Below are 16,593 nucleotides of genomic sequence, written 5' to 3' on the forward strand. Positions count from 1 at the left end.
ATGGCGCGCCCGAGCACCGAGCCGACCGGCAGCGCGGCCCCGACCGACCACACGGAGCCGACCGGCAGCGCGGGGCCGGCCGATCCGGCGCGGCGCGTCCGGCGCCGCTGGAGTCACGCGGCGACCGCCGCACTCGGCATGGTGGTGTGCCTGGCCACCGCGCCCCCCGGCCACGCCGCCGAGAACGCGCGCCGCGTGGCGCCGGTCGCCGGCCGGCCGGGCCTGGCGCCCGCGGCCTCCTGGACCAGCCGGGACGCCGCCGCGTACTGGACGTCCGAGCGAATGGCGGCCGCCGCCCCCGGCCGGGACAACGCACCGGGCGGGTCCGCGAGCGCTTCCGGCACGACGGCCGCCCAACCCGGCAAGCCGGCCGCCGAACCCGCCAAGCCGGCCGCCCAAGTCCCCAACACCGCCCAGCACTTCGACGGCGTCCCGTCCGTCGGCGTGCTGTTCTCCGTCGACGGGGACGCCCGTACGCACCACTGCACCGCCAGCGTGGTGCACAGCCCGCACCGCAATCTGATCCTCACCGCCGGGCACTGCAACCCGGGCACCCGCGCCGCCTTCGTCCCGCAGTACCGCTCGGGCGCGACCACCCAGCCGTACGGGGTGTGGGCGATCGAGGAGTCCTTCGCCTACGACGACCGCGGCACCACCGGCGACAAGGCCGACCTCGACTTCGCCTTCGCGACCGTCGCGCCCGCCGAGGACGGCCGGTCCCTCGAAGAGGTCACCGGCGGCAACATCCTGACCCCCACGCCCGGTTACGCCAACGACGTCACCGTCATCGGCTACCCCAACGTCCGCAACGATCCGGCGGACCGGGCCGTCCGCTGCTCCGCCCGCACCGCCCGGCTGACCGGCACCCGCGAACTGCGCATGGACTGCGGCGGGTTCTACGGCGGCACCTCGGGCAGTCCCTGGCTGACCGACGTCGACGACGAGACCGGCACCGGCCGGGTCATCGGCGTGATCGGCGGCCTCAACGGCGGCGGGCCCAAGGGCCCGCACAACGACCGGACCTCCTACAGCCCGTACTTCGGCGGGAAGATCCTCAGCCTGTACTCCCGCGCCGTCCGGTCCTGACCGCCCGCCCCGATGCCGCGGGGCGCCCGGCTTCCGGCCGGGTGCCCCGCGGCACGGGACCGGCCCTACAACGTCACCGAGATCCCCACATGCGGCCGCTTGCCGCCGCGCACCAGCGCCCCGACGCCGTCCAGCAGCCGGAACCGCAGCCCGTACTTGCGCGCCATCGCCCGCCGCACCCGGCCGAGCCCGGCGGCGTCCTCCAGCAGCCGGCCGGTGCCCTCGACGGACGGTGTGCCCTCGGCGATCCGGCCGCGCACGTCGCACGGGGTGACGGTCACCCGCCCCTCGCGGCGCAGCCGCTTCACCTTCCAGCTGTCGTCCCGCGTCCACACCAGGAGTTCGTCCCCGTCGGCCACCGCCCACACGGGCGTCGCCACCGGGGTGCCGTCCCTGCGGTAGGTGACGAGGCTGACGTACGGACTGCCGGCGACCGCTTCGGGAATCATGAGCGCAGCCTAGGGCCCGCGGGGGAGACCCCCGTCAGCGCAGCGCCTCCGTGACGCCCTTCTCGCGCGGTCCCAGGAACTGCGGGTCGGGCCGCAGCACCGCGTCCACCGCCGCCTTCCCGGCCGCGAAGAGCTCCCGTACGCCGCCGTACGCCCAGGTCACGTCGTGCCGTTCGCCGGCCCCCACGCCGTAGGCGTCCACGCCCGCCGCCGCGCACAGGGCCAGCGCGCGCCGGATGTGGAAGCCCTGGCTGACCAGCACCGCCCGGTCCACACCGAAGATCCGGTGCGCGCGGCTGCAGGAGTCCCAGGTGTCGAAGCCCGCGTAGTCGCTGACGATCTTCCGCGCCGGGACCCCGTGCCGCAGCAGATAGGCCCGCATCGCGTCCGGTTCGTCGTAGTCGTGCCGGCTGTTGTCCCCGGTGACCAGCACCGCGCGGACCGTGCCCCGGCCGTACAGCGCGGCGGCGGCATCGAGCCGGTGGGCGAGGTACGGGGACGGCTCGCCGTTCCACAGGCCCGCGCCGAAGACGATGGCCACCGGCGCCGCGGGCGCGTCGGCGACGGTCCGCACCCGGGGGCCGGCGGTGGTGTTCATCCAGGTGGCCGGGGCCAGCGCGAGCACCGCCGCGGCCACCACCACCTGATAGGCGCGGCGTTGCCCGCGCCGGGTCCGTGGCAGCCGTACGCGGCGCGCCGCACCCCGTATCCGCCGCAGCAGTTCCGGCATCCCTGCCCCCGTCCGTGACCGCATCCGATCACGTCCGGTCGTGATCGATCCCGCAGCAAGCGACGCCGCCCGGCCGATGATGGTTGCAGGGGCACCTGGCATCGTGACCGACGACGCCCGTACCCCGGAGAGGGAGGACCGCACCACCATGACGCCCGAGCCCGAGCGGCTGCCGTTCTTCGTCTACGGAACGCTGTGCCCCGGCGGCACCAACCACGCCTGGGCCCTCCGCGGCCGCACCGCGCGCGAGGAACCGGCCCGGATCACCGGCGCGCTGCTCTACGACGGCCCCGGCTACCCCTACGCCGTCGCCGGGCCCCCGGAAGCGGTCGTGCACGGCGCCCTGGTCCTGCCCCGCGAGGCCGCCTACGACGAGGTGCGCGCGACCCTCGACCGGCTGGAGGGCTACGTCCCCGGCGACCCGGCGAACCTCTACGAGCGGGTGACCACCGAGGCCGTCCGCACCGACGGCGGCACCGAACGGGCCTGGGTCTACCTCGCGGCCGAGCCGCTCGCCGGCCGGCTGCGCGCCACCGGCACCCCCGTCGAGGGCGGCACCTGGCGCGGCGCGGCCGCGTCCGGCGCACCCGCCCCGGCTAACCTGGACGACCCCTCCCGAACCGACGGTCCCTCCTGCCCGGAGGGCCCCTCCCGTACCGCAGAACAGGTGTGACCCCCGTGGCTCCCGCTCCCTCCTCCCCGTCCGAACGGCCCGCTCCCGGGCCGCTGCCCAAGGCCGAGCTGCATCTGCACATCGAAGGCACCCTGGAACCCGGACTGGCCTTCGCGCTGGCCGAACGCAACGGCGTCACGCTCCCCTACGCCACCGAGGACGAGCTGCGCCGCGCCTACTCCTTCGCCGACCTCCAGTCGTTCCTGGACCTCTACTACGCGCTGATGGCCGTACTGCGCACCGAGGACGACTTCGCCGACCTAGCCCACGCCTATCTGGCCCGCGCCAAGGAGCAGGGCGTACGGCACGCGGAGATCTTCTTCGACCCGCAGGCGCACACCGCCCGCGGCGTCCCGATCGGCACGGTCATCGGCGGCCTGGCCCGCGCGCTGGACAGCGCCGAGGACACCTACGGCATCAGCACCCGCCTGATCATGTGCTTCCTGCGCGACGAGACCGCCGATTCGGCCCTCGCGACCTTCGAGGCGGCCCGCCCGTACCTCGACCGGATCACCGCCGTCGGCCTGGACTCGGCCGAGGTCGGCCACCCGCCGTCGAAGTTCGCGGCGGTCTTCCGGCTCGCCAAGGAGGCCGGCCTCAAGTGCGTGGCGCACGCGGGGGAGGAGGGCCCGCCCGCGTACGTGTGGGAGGCCCTGGACGTCCTCGGCGTGGACCGGATCGACCACGGCGTGCGCTCCATGGAGGACGAGCGGCTGGTCGCCCGCCTCGCCGCCGAGCAGGTGCCGCTCACCGTCTGCCCGCTGTCCAACGTCCGGCTGCGGGTCATCGACGACCTCGCCGACCACCCGCTGCCCGCCATGCTGGAGGCCGGGCTGCTGGTGACCGTCAACTCCGACGACCCGGCGTACTTCGGCGGCTACGTGGACGACAACTTCACCGCCGTGCGCGACGCCCTCGGCCTGGACCCGGCGACGCTGCGCACCCTGGCCCGCAACTCCTTCCGCGCCTCCTTCCTGGACGAGGCGGTGCGCGAGAAGTACCTCAAGGAGGTCGACGCGCACGAGGCGGGCGCGCACCGGCAGTAGCGGACGCACACCGCGCGCGACGGGCGCGGCAGCCGGACGGAACACAGAGTTCGCCGCGGGGAAACGGCCCCGCAACGCCCGGCTGCCACGCTCCCGTCATGACGGCGCCGACACCGCACCCCTCCGCCCCGTCCCCCGCGCCCCTCGGCGCCGGGGACCTCGCCGCCGAGATCACCGCCCAGCTGAGCACCCGGCTCCGCACGGTCCGGCTGCACGGCTTCCACCGCCCCGCACCGGCCGCCCCCACCCTCGTCGCGGTGGCCCACGGCAGCCGCGATCCGCGGGCGCTGCCCACCGTCCGCGCGCTCCTCGACCGGGTCCGCGCGCTCCGCCCCGGCCTGCCCGTACGGCTCGGCCACCTCGAACTCAACCGTCCGCTGCTCGCCGACACCCTCGCGGAGCTGTCCGGCCGGGCCGTCCTCGTACCGCTGCTCTTCGGCCACGGCCACCACGTCACCCACGACCTGCCCGCCGCGCTGGCCGCCGCCCCGCACCTCACCGGCCGGACTGCCGAGCCGCTCGGGCCGCACCCGCTGCTCGCCGAGGCGCTGCACGGCAGGCTGCTGGAGGCCGGCGCCACCGCCGGCCGCGGCTGCACCGCCGTGGTCCTGGCCGCCGCCGGCTCCCGGTCCGCGCGCTCCGCCCGGGACACCGAACGCACCACCGCCCTCCTCTCCGCCCGCCTCGGCGGCCTCCCCGTGGTCCCCGCCTACGCCTCCGCCGCCACCCCGTCCGTGCCCGACGCGGTCCGGGAACTGACCGCCCGCGGCCACGAACGGATCGCCGTCGCCGGCTGCTTCACCGCGCCCGGCCGCTTCGCCACCCAGTGCGCACAGGCCGCCCCCGGGGCCGCCGCCGCGCCCCTGGGCGACCACCCCGCACTGGCCCGTCTGGTCCTGCACCGCTACGACCAGGCGCTCCTGACGCGTTCCGGATCCGACCCCGAGAGCACCAGGGCGGCTACCGTCGCTGTATGACGGGCACACCACCGACCATCCCCGGCTACACCCCGGCCGACGCCGAGCGCTGGGTCCCCGAGCCCGACAAACGGCCCGGCCGCACCGCCTTCCAGCGCGACCGCGCCCGCGTGCTGCACTCCGCCGCGCTGCGCCGGCTGGCCGGCAAGACCCAGGTCGTCACCCCCGGCGCGCACACCCACGCCTGGGACGCCACCCCGCGCACCCGGCTGACCCACTCCCTGGAGTGCGCCCAGGTCGGCCGCGAACTGGGCGCGGCCCTCGGCTGTGACCCGGACCTGGTCGAGACCGCCTGTCTGGCGCACGATCTCGGCCACCCGCCCTTCGGCCACAACGGCGAGCAGGCCCTCAACGAAGTCGCCGCGTCCTGCGGCGGCTTCGAGGGCAACGCCCAGTCGCTGCGGCTGCTGGCCCGTCTGGAGCCCAAGCGCTTCGTGTCCGCCCCGGGCGGCAGCGTGGTCAGCGTCGGACTGAACCTCTCCCGCGCCGCCCTCGACGCCGCCACCAAGTACCCCTGGGCGCGCGGCGGCCACCCCACCGACCCCGGCTCCCGGAAGTTCGGGGTCTACGAGGACGACCTGCCCGTCTTCGCGTGGTTCCGGCAGGGCACGCCCGACGGGGCGCAGAGCTTCGAGGCCCAGGTCATGGACTGGTCCGACGACGTCGCGTACTCGGTGCACGACGTCGAGGACGGACTGCACGCCGGGCACCTCGACCCCAACGTCCTGCTCGCCGACCCCGAGCGCGCCGAGATCTTCGCGGTCGCCGCCGAGCGCTATGCGCCGGGCGCCGGCGACGCGGAGCTGGCCGCGGCGCTGGACCGCCTGCTGGAGCAGGAGTGGTGGCCGCACGGCTACGACGGCTCGGCCCTCGCCCAGGCCCGCCTCAAGGACGCCACCAGCCAGCTGATCGGCCGCTTCTGCCTGGCCGCCGAGGCCGCGACCCGCGCCAGGTGGGGCAGCGGCCGGCTCACCCGCTACGGAGCGGAGCTGGTGGTTCCGGCCGAAACCCGGCTGGAATGCGCCGTTTTGAAAGCGGTCGCCGACCGCTATGTCATGCAGCGCCCCGACCAGGAGGCGCTCCGCGCCGACCAGCGCATCGTCATCGCCGAACTGGCCGAGGCGCTGCTCGCCCGCGCCCCCGACGGCCTTGACCCGCAGTTCCGTTCGCTGTTCGACGCGGCCCCCGACGACACCGCCCGGATGCGCGCCGTCATCGACCAGATCGCGGCCTTGACGGACCTCTCGGCGCGCTCTCTGCACGCCCGCCTCACCCGACGCCCTGGTAACGCAGAGGCCAACCCAGGGTGACCCTAGGGGGGAAGCCCCTCTTCCCCCCTCACGCTCCGTGCGGGACGCTCGAAGCCGACCGTTTTCGAACGGGGGTCGCGGACAACCCCACCACCACCGAACACCTCTACGGGGGAAAGCGAACCGGGACCGCACCCGGAGAGCGACCAGGGGGTAACCGACCAGCCGGAACACACCAGCCGGAACCGAGCGGGGGAAGCACCAGCACACCGGAGACCGAACCGGGGGGCACATCGGGGGCGTTTACGGACGCGGACGCGGACGTACGGCACCGCAACGAGGAGGAAGCAAGTGGTCGACGCACACCAGACGTTCGTCATCGTCGGGGGTGGCCTGGCCGGAGCCAAGGCGGCGGAGACGCTCCGCGGGGAAGGCTTCACCGGCCGGGTGATCCTCATCTGTGACGAGCGCGACCACCCCTACGAACGGCCCCCGCTGTCCAAGGGGTACCTGCTCGGCAAGGAAGAGCGCGACAGCGTCTTCGTCCATGAACCCGCCTGGTACGCCCAGGCACACATCGAGCTCCACCTGGGCCAGCCCGCCGTCCACCTGGACCCCGACGCCAAAACCGTACGCCTCGGCGACGGCACCCTGATCGCCTACGACAAGCTGCTGCTGGCCACCGGCGCCGAACCGCGCCGCCTCGACATCCCCGGCACCGGCCTGGCCGGCGTCCACCACCTGCGGCGCCTCGCGCACGCCGAGCGGCTGCGCGGCGTGCTGGCCTCCCTCGGCCGCGACAACGGCCACCTCGTGATCGCCGGCGCCGGCTGGATCGGCCTGGAGGTCGCCGCCGCCGCCCGCTCCTACGGCGCCGAGGTCACCGTCGTCGAGGCCGCCCCCACCCCGCTGCACGGCATCCTGGGCCCCGAACTCGGCGGCCTGTTCACCGACCTGCACCGCGCACACGGCGTCCGCTTCCACTTCGGCGCCCGCTTCACCGAAATCGTCGGCCAGGACGGCATGGTGCTCGCCGTGCGCACCGACGACGGCGAGGAACACCCCGCCCACGACGTGCTCGCCGCGATCGGCGCCGCGCCGCGCACCGCGCTCGCCGAACAGGCCGGCCTCGACCTCGTCGACCGCGCGGCCGGCGGCGGCATCGCGGTGGACGCCGCGCTGCGCACCTCCGATCCGTACATCTACGCCGCGGGCGACGTCGCCGCCGCCGACCACCCCCTCCTCGACACCCGCCTGCGCGTCGAACACTGGGCCAACGCCCTCAACGGAGGCCCCGCGGCCGCCCGCGCCATGCTCGGCCAGGACATCAGCTACGACCGCGTCCCGTACTTCTTCTCCGACCAGTACGACGTCGGCATGGAGTACTCCGGCTACGCCCCGCCCGGCTCGTACGCGCAGGTCGTCTGCCGCGGCGACGTCGCCAAGCGGGAGTTCATCGCCTTCTGGCTCGCCGCCGACGGCCGGCTGCTGGCGGGCATGAACGTCAACGTGTGGGACGTCGCCGAAAGCATCCAGCGGCTCATCCGCTCCAACCACCCGCTGGACCCGATCAAGCTGGCCGATCCGGAGGTTCCGCTGACCGCGCTGCTCCCGTAGCGTGCGCGTATGACGCAGCGCACCGGCCCCGTCCGCCCCGGCGGTGACGCCCCGGACCTCGTCACGTTCGACGACGTCCGGGACGCCGCCCGGCGACTGGCGGGCGTGGCCCACCGCACCCCCGTCCTCCGCTCCCGCACCCTCGACGCGGCGGTCGGCGCCGAGGTGCACCTCAAGTGCGAGAACTTCCAGCGGGTCGGCGCCTTCAAGTTCCGCGGCGCCTACAACGCCCTCTCCCGGCTCGCACCGGAGCAACTGGCCCGCGGCGTCGCCGCCTACTCCTCGGGCAACCACGCGCAGGCCGTCGCGCTGGCCGCGCGGGAGCTGGGCAGCCGCGCCGTCATCGTCATGCCCGAGGACGCCCCGCAGTCCAAGGCCGACGCGACAGCCGGCTACGGCGCCGAGATCGTCCGCTACGACCGCTACACCGCCGACCGCGCCGCCCTCGCCCACCAGCTCGCCGAGGAACGCGGACTGGCCCTCGTCCCGCCCTACGAGCACCCGCACATCATCGCGGGACAGGGCACCGCCGCCCTGGAACTGCTGGAGGAGACCGGCCGGCTCGACGCGCTGCTGGCCCCCGTCGGCGGCGGCGGGCTGATGGCCGGCTCGGCCACCGCCGCCACCGCGCTGGCACCGGGCATCCGCATGATCGGCGTCGAGCCGGAGGCCGGCGACGACACCCGCCGCTCCCTGGCCGCCGGCCACCCCGTCACCATCCCCGTACCGCGCACCATCGCCGACGGCCAGGCCGTCGACACCCCCGGCGCGCTGACCTTCGCCATCAACCGCCGCCTGCTCGACTCCGTCGTCCTGGTCAGCGACGACGAGATCCGCGCCGCCATGCGGTTCGCCTTCGAGCGGCTGAAGATCGTCACCGAACCCAGCGGCGCCAGCGCCCTCGCCGCCCTCCTGGCCGGCCGCGTCAGCCCCCTGCCGGCCCGCATCGGCGTGATCATCTCCGGCGGCAACATCGGCCCGGACCGCTTCGCCGAACTGCTGGGGTGACCCGCGGCGACGGGGCCGCCACCGTGGGCGCCCGGACAGGAGTGTCCGACCCCGGCCGTAGAATTCACGCGTGGCAGGCAGGATCAACGATGACGATGTGAAGGCGGTGCGGGACGCGGTCCCGATCGACGCCGTCGTGTCCGAGTACCTCCAGCTCCGCAACGCCGGCGGCGGCAACCTCAAGGGCCTGTGCCCCTTCCACGACGAGAAGTCCCCGTCGTTCCACGTCAGCCCCGCCAAGGGCCTGTACCACTGCTTCGGCTGCCAGGAGGGCGGCGACACCGTCGACTTCGTCATGAAGATCGACCACCTCTCCTTCGCCGAGACCATCGAGCGCCTCGCCTCCCAGGCCGGCATCACCCTGCGCTACGAGGAGGGCGGCTACAGCCCCGGCCGCCAGCAGGGCGAACGCACCCGCCTGGTGGAGGCCCACAAGGCCGCCGCCCAGTTCTACGTCGAGCAGCTCGACAGCCCCGAGGCCGAGATCGCCCGCGCGTTCCTCGCCGAGCGCGGCTTCGACCAGGCCGCCGCCCAGCACTTCGGAGTCGGCTACAGCCCGGCCGGCTGGGACCACCTCACCCGCTTCCTCCGCGGCCGCCGCTTCACCGACCAGGAGCTGGTCCTCTCCGGCCTCTCCCAGGAGGGCCGCCGCGGCCCCATCGACCGCTTCCGCGGCCGGCTGATGTGGCCGATCCGCGACATCGCCGGCGAGGTCGTCGGCTTCGGCGCCCGCAAGCTCCGCGACGACGACAACGGCCCCAAGTACCTCAACACCCCCGAGACCCCCCTCTACCGCAAGTCGCAGGTCCTCTACGGCATCGACCTCGCCAAGAAGGAGATCGCCCGGACCAACCGCGCCGTTGTCGTCGAGGGCTACACCGATGTGATGGCCTGCCACCTGGCCGGCATCACCACCGCCATCGCCACCTGCGGCACGTCCTTCGGCGAGGGCCACATCAAGATCCTCCGACGGCTGCTGATGGACAACTCCGGCTCCGAGGTGGTCTTCACCTTCGACGGCGACGCCGCGGGCCAGAAGGCCGCCCTGCGCGCCTTCGAGGACGACCAGAAGTTCGCCGCCGAGACCTCCATCGCCATCACCCCGGGCGGCATGGACCCCTGCGACCTGCGGCTCGCCAAGGGCGACCAGGCCGTCGCCGACCTCGTCGAGTCCCGCACGCCGCTCTTCGAGTTCGCGCTGCGGCACGTCGTCTCCCGGCACAACCTGGACACCACCGTGGGCCGGGCCGCCGCGCTGGACGAGGCGGCCCCCATCGTCGCCCACATCAAGAACAGCTCCATCCAGCACGAATCCGCCGTCCAGCTCGCCGGCATGCTCGGCATCCTGGACACCCAGTTCGTCGTCAAGCGCGTCGCCCAGCTCGCCCGCTGGGCCCGCGAACGGGGCCGCGACGGCCGCCCCGACCAGCACCGCGGCCCGCAGCGCCGCCCGGCCGCCGCGCCCGAGCAGCCCCGCCCCGCCCCCGGCCCGCGCGGCCCCGCGCTCAACCTCCGCAGCCCCGCCCACCGCGTCGAGCGCGAACTGCTCAAGCTCGCCCTGCAGCGCCCCGACCTGGTCTCCCCGGCCTTCGACGCGTACGGCGCCGACGAGTTCACCGCGCCGCCCTACGCCGTGGTCCGCCAGTGCATCGAGGACGCCGGCGGCGCCGCGGCCGGTGCCTCCGACGACGGCTACATCGCCCGGGTCCGCGAGGCCGCCCCCGACGACACCGTCCGCGCCATGGTCACCGAGCTCGCCGTCGAACCGCTGCACACCCGCCGCGACCCCGACGAGGCGTACGCCGGCGTCCAGTTGGTCACCGTCCGCCTCGCCGCGGTCAACCAACGCGTCACGGAGATCCGCGGCACCCTCCAGCGCCTCGGCCCGCGCGCCGACCCCGAGCACCTCGCCGCCGTGCAGAACGAACTGTGGGTTCTCCAGCAGTACGGCCAGTCCCTCCGCGAGCGGGGCTACGCCGCGCTGTAGGGGCCGGCGAACACCCCGCGGTAGCCGTCCGGTCACGGACCGGACTCAAAAAGTGGTCGCACGCCCCTCGTGGCGGGAGTGTGTCGTACTCCACACTGAGGAGCGGTGCCTGAGTCATCGGAGCGCGGCGGGTCCGGTCGTACGCCCCCGGAAACCCCCGCGGAACCGCTCTCGATGTACGGGACGGACGGCGGCCCGGCCGCCACCGTACCCGGCCTTTCTGCCGCCTCAGCAGCGATCACCCTGGAGGTCGCCCCCGTGCAGACCCAGACCCTCGCCGACGCGCCGGCCGCCGCGGAACCCGCCGACGAGCCGGCCCCGGAGCCGGTCACCGTGGTGCAGCAGCCCGAACCGCCCGCCGCCGAGATGCTCCTGGAGGAGATCCCCCAGGAGTCGGCGGCGGCCCCGGACCCAGGCCCCGCGCCCCGCCCGGAGACCGGCGGCCCGTCCTCCGACCTCTTCCGCCAGTACCTCCGCGAGATCGGCCGGATCCCGCTGCTCACCGCCGCCGAGGAGGTCGAGCTCGCGCGCCGCGTGGAAGCCGGCCTCTTCGCCGAGGAGAAGCTCACCAACACCCCCGACCTCTCCTCCCAACTCGCCCACGACCTCGACCGGTTGGTGGTCCTGGGGCGGATGGCCAAGCGCCGCCTGATCGAGGCGAACCTGCGCCTGGTGGTCTCCGTCGCCAAGCGCTACGTCGGCCGCGGCCTGACCATGCTCGACCTCGTCCAGGAGGGAAACCTCGGACTGATCCGCGCCGTCGAGAAGTTCGACTACGCCCGCGGCTACAAGTTCTCCACCTACGCGACCTGGTGGATCCGCCAGGCGATGTCCCGCGCGCTGGCCGACCAGGCCCGGACCATCCGCGTCCCGGTCCACGTCGTCGAGCTGATCAACCGCGTGGTGCGGGTCCAGCGCCGGATGCTCCAGGAACGCGGCTACGAACCCACCCCCGAGGAGGTCGCCGCCCACCTCGACCTCACCGAGGGACGCGTCAGTGAAGTGCTGCGGCTGGCCCAGGAACCGGTCTCGCTGCACGCCCCCGTCGGCGAGGAGGAGGACGTCGCCCTCGGCGACCTCATCGAGGACGGCGACGCCGCCTCACCCGTCGAATCCGCCGCGTTCCTGCTGCTCCGCGAGCACCTCGACGCGGTGCTGTCCACTCTCGGCGAACGCGAACGCAAGGTCGTCCAGCTCCGCTACGGGCTCGCCGACGGCCGGCCCCGCACCCTGGAGGAGATCGGCCGGATCTTCGGCGTCACCCGCGAACGCATACGGCAGATCGAGTCCAAGACCCTCAACAAGCTCCGCGACCACGCCTTCGCCGACCAGCTCCGCGGCTACCTGGACTGACCCCGCGGTCCGCGGCGCCGGGCGCCCGGGCCCCCGGTCGTCACCCGTCCCGCCGGTCCGCCCACGCACCCGGATGGATCTCGTCCCGCACCGTCGTGTACTGCTGCCGCACGGCCTGCCCCACCGCCAGCTCCTCACCCGGCTCGAACACCTGGCTCGCCGCGGCCGGCCACTGCGGCGGATCGACCCACACGGGCCCGCCGCCCGGCCCGGCCTCCGCACCGGCGGCCGGCGTCAGCGTGCCGTGCGCCACGCCCCACGCCCAGGCCGCCTGCCGCGCCGCGCCCAGCGCCGCGTAATCGGCCGGCTGCGGCACCACGACCTGTACCCCGAACAGCCCCGGCGCGGCCGCCTGCACCGCACCCAGCTCCGCCGCCGCACCCAGCAGGAACACCCGGCGCACCGCCACGCCCCGCCCGCGCAGCACGTCCAACGCGTCCGCGAGGCCGCAGAGCATGCCCTCCACGGCCGCCCGCGCCATGTGCTCCGGCTTCATGCTCTCGCGCCGCATCCCGTGCAAGGACCCGGCGGTGTGCGGCAGATGAGGCGTCCGCTCGCCCTCCAGATAAGGCAGCAGCACCATCCCGTACGCACCGGGCGACGACTTCAGCGCCAGGTCGGACAGCCCCTGGAGGTCCGTCCCCAGCATCTCCGCCGCGCCCCGCAGCACCCGCACCGCGTTGCTGGTGTGCACCACCGGCAGATGCCGCCCGGTCGCGTCGGCGAAGGAGGTGATCGTGCCGCTGGGGTCGACCAGCGCCTCGTGGTGGATGCCGAACACCGACCCCGAGGCGCCCAGCGACACCACGGCGTCGCCCTCCCCGACGCCCAGCCCGAAGGCGGCCGCCATCGTCTCGCCCGTACCGGCCGAGATCAGCAGCCCCTCCGGGGTGAACCCGGCGGTCCCCGACGGACCCAGCACCTCCGGCAGCCGCACCTGATGGCCCAGCGCCAGTTCCACCAGATCCGGCCGGTACGACGCACTCGCCGCCGACCAGAAACCCGTCCCCGAGGCCGCGCCCCGGTCCGTGATCCGCCGCGCCGGCCGTCCCAGCAGCTGCCAGACCAGCCAGTCGTGCGGCTGCATGACCTCCGCCACCCGGGCGGCGTTCTCCGGCTCCGTACGCGCCAGCCAGCGCAGCTTGGTCACCGGATGCGCGGCTTGCGGCACCGCCCCGACGGCCTGCGCCCACGCGGCACGCCCGCCCAGCGAGTCCACCAGGTCCGCCGCCGCGCTCTGCGCCCGCTTGTCGTTGCCCAGCAGCGCGGGCCGCACGAGAGCGCCCTCCGTGTCCAGCACCAGCAGCCCGTGCTGCTGCGCCGACACCCCGATGGCCTGCACGCCCTCCAGCAGCCCGCCGCCCGCCGCCTCGCCGAGTGACATCAGCCACGCCTGCGGATCGGCCTCCGGCCCCTTCTCGACAGGGTGCGGCGCATACCCCTGCCTGATGACGGCACCCGTGTCCGCATCGCAGACGACGATCCGTGTGCTGTCGGACGAGCTGTCCAATCCGGCGACTATCCCCATGGCCCCAGATGATGCCGCATGGGGCGCATAGGGAAAGAGTCAGGGTTTGCCCTGACCGGACACCGCCCGGAAGCACCGGCTCAGGTGTTGCTGGTGCCCCACTCGTCCTCGGTGGACGCGCGCTGCTCGCGCAGCGACCGCACCCGGTTGCCCACGGCCGCGGGCAGGTGTCCCTCGACCTTGGCCGAGACCTTCCCGAACGCCTTCGACGCCGCGTCCCGCCCGGTCAGCGCCACGGACTCGGCACTGTTCCGGACTGCCGGATTCCGCGTGACCCGCTGGACGGCCTTGCGGAGCTGCTCATACCGCTCCCGGCCGGCCCGTGCGCCGAGCACGTAGCCCGTGGCCAGTCCCGCCATGAACGTGAGCCGGTAGCGCATCGCTCCACCCTTCCTTCTCTGTGGTCCCGTCCGGTGCCACCGCGCACCGCATCCCGGGCTTGCCGCGCGCCTACCCTCCGGGGCCGGAGATCACCCGAGGTGACCTGAGGCGATACCGATTGGCGGAGCACCCCCCTGCTTGCGCTAATGTATGTGTCGCAGCGAGCGCGCGCCGTCCGGAGGCCCGGACAGCGGTGCATTCGAGGCACACAGAGCAATCCCCTGTAGCTCAATTGGCAGAGCAGCCGGCTGTTAACCGGCAGGTTACTGGTTCGAGTCCAGTCGGGGGAGCTCGGTCCCCTGTAGCTCAATTGGCAGAGCATTCGGCTGTTAACCGGAGGGTTACTGGTTCGAGTCCAGTCGGGGGAGCAGAGAAAAAGGACCTCGCAAGGGGTCCTTTTTTCATGCCGGTGGAACCGAACCCCCGGTGATCGAAGTCCTCTTGGGCGTGCAAGGTCGCCCGGCGACGGCCCGCACGGGCAGCAGATCGTATGAGCGGCTATGCTGCGGCAGACGGCGCGCACAAATGTGCGCGACGCGCCGTGGAGGGGGCGGTAGCTCAGCCGGTTAGAGCAGCGGACTCATAATCCGTCGGCCGTGGGTTCGAGTCCCACCCGCCCCACCACAGCCCGGTGCAGCAGAAACGATCACGTTTGCCCATCCCGGGCGGTGCACGGCACCGAGGGCCCTCACACGATCCGTGAGGGCCTTTTCGCGTACGGGATCACCAGAGCCTGTCGATCTCGCCGGGGTACAGCTCCAGGCGGGTGTGCCGGAATACGGCGCGGGACTCCCGGGCCGGGGCGGAGAAGAAGGCGGCCATGGTGACCTTGTCGAAGCCGGGGCGGTCGCTGGGGAACGGGGCCGTGGGGGTTCCCCCGACGAGCACCGTTCCGGGCAGCAGCTGCCAGCCCGCGCTCTCGTAGAAGCTCCGCAGCGGCCGGTCGCAGGTGAACACCCCGAGGTCCAGGCCGGAGCGGGACATCGCCTCGTGCGCGGCGGCCACCAGTCGGCGGCCGTGGCCCCGGCCGCGGGCGGCCGGCCGGGTCACCACGGCGCTGAGCCCGCCGGCCCGGTAGCGCCGGCCGGCGTGCACCAGCGGTTTGCTGAGGACGTCCAGGGCGGCGAGCACCGTGCCGTCGTCCACGAGCAGCATCGACCGGGGGTGCAGCGCGGGATCGTGAGCGGTGTCGGTTTCGGTGTCGTGGTCGGCCGGCGGGTGGCTCGGGGGCCAGGCCGCGTCGTGGAGCGCCCGTACCTGGGCGCGGAGGTCGGGCGGGGTCGCGGCTTCGGGGAAGGAGAGGAGCTGCACGCGCCGATTGTGCACAGACGTCCCCTGGGTGAACACCCGGAAGGGGCCCGGGTTTTTCCCCCTCTGTGGGTGAGCGGGCCGTCAGATGACCGGGGGCCGGCCCAGCCTGGTCATCCGCCAGACCGTGCGCCAGCGGATCGGCCGCCGCCGTCCGCAGGGCGTGCGTACCCCTTCGGCGAAGCCGGCGGCCCAGGCGCGCAGACCTGCCGCCGAGCGGCTGCGTACGGCCGTCAGTACGGCCCATACGCCCAGGTAGAGCGGCACCAGGACGGCCGGCAGGTGCCGTTTCGCCAGCCACACCCGGTTCCTGGCGACCATCCGGTGGTAGACCGCGTGCCGGGTCGGCGAGGTGTAGGGGTGCTGCAGCACCAGGTCGGGTTCGTAGCGGATGCGCCAGCCGTCGTCCAACGCCCGCCAGGCCAGGTCGGTTTCCTCGTGTGCGTAGAAGAAGTCCTCGGGCCAGTCGCCGATCCGGTCCAGCATCGCCATGGACAGCGAGTGCCCGCCGCCGAGGAACGTCGTCACCGGGCCGCCGCGCCGGGGGTCGCCGACCCGCAGCCGGGGGACGTGCCGGCGCTGGGTCCGGCCCAGCTCGTCCGCGATGCGGAAGCTGATGACGCCCAACTCCGGTTCCCGTTCGTGCAGTTCGGCGACCCGGCGCAGGACGTCCGGGCTGATCAGCAGCCCGTCGTCGTCCAGATCGACCACCACGTCCACGTCCCCGAGCTTGCGCAGCTCGTCGAGGGCCACGTTTCTGCCGCCGGAGACGCCGAGGTTCTCGCTCAGTTCGACGCCGTGCGCGCCGTGGGGGAGGGACGGCAGCGGCGAGCCGTTCCCGACGACCACGACGTGGACCGGCTGGAGGTCCTGCTTGGCGACCGAATCCAGCAGTGCGTGGAGTTCGGCGGGGCGGTTCCCCATGGTCAAGACGGCGACGCCTACGCGCAGATGAGGCACAGAAGGATGCTCCGTTCTCAGCGGCCCCGGCGGTGACCGGTGCGGTGCCCGGTGGGACGGCCTCGGGCGGGACCGGTGCGGTGTGTTCGCGCGAGCCGGTCGGGTTCTCGGCAGGCCCGGTCGGCCTGTTCCGGATGCTAGTGCCCGGGGAACGCGGTTGCGCGCCACGGCACTCGCGCGGCGACATCCCCGTCGTACGCGCGAGTAGCCGGAGGGCGGGGTGCGCCGTACGGCGGGCGG

15 protein-coding genes and 3 tRNA genes are annotated in these 16,593 nt (G+C 73.9%); 12 read left to right on the forward strand and 6 right to left on the reverse strand.

What is annotated here, in order from left to right; all coding sequences use genetic code 11:
• Positions 1-1,086 (forward strand): trypsin-like serine peptidase, encoded by a 1,086-nt coding sequence (locus tag SL103_RS06730; RefSeq protein WP_244303856.1) that lies wholly within the window; start codon positions 1-3, stop codon positions 1,084-1,086.
• A 65-nt stretch (positions 1,087-1,151) separates the two neighbouring features.
• On the opposite strand, the gene SL103_RS06735 is transcribed toward SL103_RS06730, so the two are convergent.
• The gene (locus tag SL103_RS06735) at positions 1,152-1,535 is read right to left on the reverse strand and encodes a PPOX class F420-dependent oxidoreductase (RefSeq protein WP_069567839.1); all 384 of its coding nucleotides are present in this window, start codon (positions 1,533-1,535) and stop codon (positions 1,152-1,154) included.
• A gap of 34 nt (positions 1,536-1,569) precedes the next feature.
• A complete protein-coding gene (locus SL103_RS06740; protein WP_069567840.1) occupies positions 1,570-2,265 on the reverse strand; it encodes a SanA/YdcF family protein in 696 nt (231 codons plus the stop codon).
• A 148-nt stretch (positions 2,266-2,413) separates the two neighbouring features.
• Here SL103_RS06740 and SL103_RS06745 point away from each other — a divergent pair, with 148 nt between their 5' ends.
• The 8 genes from SL103_RS06745 (at position 2,414) to SL103_RS06780 (ending at position 12,176) form a co-directional block, all read left to right on the forward strand.
• The gene (locus SL103_RS06745) at positions 2,414-2,938 is read left to right on the forward strand and encodes a gamma-glutamylcyclotransferase family protein (protein ID WP_079146190.1); all 525 of its coding nucleotides are present in this window, start codon (positions 2,414-2,416) and stop codon (positions 2,936-2,938) included.
• 5 nt (positions 2,939-2,943) lie between these two features.
• Positions 2,944-3,984, forward strand: coding sequence for an adenosine deaminase (locus tag SL103_RS06750; RefSeq protein WP_208869834.1), 1,041 nt, complete (start codon positions 2,944-2,946; stop codon positions 3,982-3,984).
• A 98-nt stretch (positions 3,985-4,082) separates the two neighbouring features.
• Positions 4,083-4,961: a sirohydrochlorin chelatase gene (locus SL103_RS06755; protein ID WP_069567841.1), complete on the forward strand. Its 879-nt coding sequence runs from the start codon at positions 4,083-4,085 to the stop codon at positions 4,959-4,961.
• Complete coding sequence (locus tag SL103_RS06760; RefSeq protein ID WP_069567842.1) at positions 4,958-6,271, forward strand: deoxyguanosinetriphosphate triphosphohydrolase; 1,314 nt, start codon at positions 4,958-4,960, stop codon at positions 6,269-6,271. The genes SL103_RS06755 and SL103_RS06760 overlap by 4 nt, the downstream gene beginning before the upstream one ends.
• Before the next feature lie 291 nt (positions 6,272-6,562).
• The gene (locus tag SL103_RS06765) at positions 6,563-7,828 is read left to right on the forward strand and encodes an NAD(P)/FAD-dependent oxidoreductase (protein ID WP_069567843.1); all 1,266 of its coding nucleotides are present in this window, start codon (positions 6,563-6,565) and stop codon (positions 7,826-7,828) included.
• A 9-nt stretch (positions 7,829-7,837) separates the two neighbouring features.
• The gene (locus tag SL103_RS06770) at positions 7,838-8,836 is read left to right on the forward strand and encodes a threo-3-hydroxy-L-aspartate ammonia-lyase (protein ID WP_069567844.1); all 999 of its coding nucleotides are present in this window, start codon (positions 7,838-7,840) and stop codon (positions 8,834-8,836) included.
• Between the two features lie 70 nt (positions 8,837-8,906).
• Positions 8,907-10,823 carry a DNA primase gene (gene dnaG / locus SL103_RS06775; RefSeq protein WP_069567845.1) on the forward strand — a complete coding sequence of 639 codons (1,917 nt, stop codon included), beginning with the start codon at positions 8,907-8,909 and terminating at the stop codon, positions 10,821-10,823.
• Positions 10,824-10,928: 105 nt separating this feature from the next.
• Entirely contained in the window at positions 10,929-12,176 is a 1,248-nt protein-coding gene (locus tag SL103_RS06780) for an RNA polymerase sigma factor (RefSeq protein WP_069567846.1), read from the forward strand.
• A gap of 40 nt (positions 12,177-12,216) precedes the next feature.
• Here SL103_RS06780 and SL103_RS06785 read toward each other — a convergent pair whose 3' ends face one another.
• Both SL103_RS06785 and SL103_RS06790 read right to left on the reverse strand, forming a co-directional pair.
• A complete protein-coding gene (locus tag SL103_RS06785; RefSeq protein WP_069567847.1) occupies positions 12,217-13,704 on the reverse strand; it encodes an FGGY family carbohydrate kinase in 1,488 nt (495 codons plus the stop codon).
• Between the two features lie 80 nt (positions 13,705-13,784).
• Complete coding sequence (locus SL103_RS06790; protein WP_069567848.1) at positions 13,785-14,084, reverse strand: hypothetical protein; 300 nt, start codon at positions 14,082-14,084, stop codon at positions 13,785-13,787.
• A 218-nt stretch (positions 14,085-14,302) separates the two neighbouring features.
• Here SL103_RS06790 and SL103_RS06795 point away from each other — a divergent pair.
• The 3 genes from SL103_RS06795 to SL103_RS06805 all read left to right on the forward strand — a co-directional run bounded on the left by SL103_RS06795 (position 14,303) and on the right by SL103_RS06805 (position 14,709).
• Positions 14,303-14,375, forward strand: a tRNA-Asn gene (locus SL103_RS06795).
• A gap of 5 nt (positions 14,376-14,380) precedes the next feature.
• Positions 14,381-14,453: transfer RNA gene (locus SL103_RS06800), tRNA-Asn, on the forward strand.
• Between the two features lie 179 nt (positions 14,454-14,632).
• Positions 14,633-14,709: transfer RNA gene (locus SL103_RS06805), tRNA-Ile, on the forward strand.
• Between the two features lie 99 nt (positions 14,710-14,808).
• Here SL103_RS06805 and SL103_RS06810 read toward each other — a convergent pair.
• Both SL103_RS06810 and SL103_RS06815 read right to left on the reverse strand, forming a co-directional pair.
• Entirely contained in the window at positions 14,809-15,396 is a 588-nt protein-coding gene (locus SL103_RS06810; protein WP_069567849.1) for a GNAT family N-acetyltransferase, read from the reverse strand.
• A gap of 81 nt (positions 15,397-15,477) precedes the next feature.
• The gene (locus SL103_RS06815; RefSeq protein ID WP_069567850.1) at positions 15,478-16,353 is read right to left on the reverse strand and encodes a glycosyltransferase family 2 protein; all 876 of its coding nucleotides are present in this window, start codon (positions 16,351-16,353) and stop codon (positions 15,478-15,480) included.
• Positions 16,354-16,593 lie beyond the last annotated feature (240 nt).

The organism is Streptomyces lydicus (genome assembly GCF_001729485.1).
Lineage (GTDB): Bacteria > Actinomycetota > Actinomycetes > Streptomycetales > Streptomycetaceae > Streptomyces > Streptomyces lydicus_D.

What these genes read in the sequence shown, in the direction of transcription:
- SL103_RS06730 (WP_244303856.1), top strand. Translation starts at nt 1, where the DNA reads ATGGCGCGCCCGAGCACCGAGCCGACCGGCAGCGCGGCCCCGACCGAC.
- SL103_RS06735 (WP_069567839.1), bottom strand. Translation starts at nt 1,535, where the DNA reads ATGATTCCCGAAGCGGTCGCCGGCAGTCCGTACGTCAGCCTCGTCACC.
- SL103_RS06740 (WP_069567840.1), bottom strand. Translation starts at nt 2,265, where the DNA reads ATGCCGGAACTGCTGCGGCGGATACGGGGTGCGGCGCGCCGCGTACGG.
- SL103_RS06745 (WP_079146190.1), top strand. Translation starts at nt 2,414, where the DNA reads ATGACGCCCGAGCCCGAGCGGCTGCCGTTCTTCGTCTACGGAACGCTG.
- SL103_RS06755 (WP_069567841.1), top strand. Translation starts at nt 4,083, where the DNA reads ATGACGGCGCCGACACCGCACCCCTCCGCCCCGTCCCCCGCGCCCCTC.
- SL103_RS06760 (WP_069567842.1), top strand. Translation starts at nt 4,958, where the DNA reads ATGACGGGCACACCACCGACCATCCCCGGCTACACCCCGGCCGACGCC.
- SL103_RS06770 (WP_069567844.1), top strand. Translation starts at nt 7,838, where the DNA reads ATGACGCAGCGCACCGGCCCCGTCCGCCCCGGCGGTGACGCCCCGGAC.
- SL103_RS06785 (WP_069567847.1), bottom strand. Translation starts at nt 13,704, where the DNA reads ATGGGGATAGTCGCCGGATTGGACAGCTCGTCCGACAGCACACGGATC.
- SL103_RS06790 (WP_069567848.1), bottom strand. Translation starts at nt 14,084, where the DNA reads ATGCGCTACCGGCTCACGTTCATGGCGGGACTGGCCACGGGCTACGTG.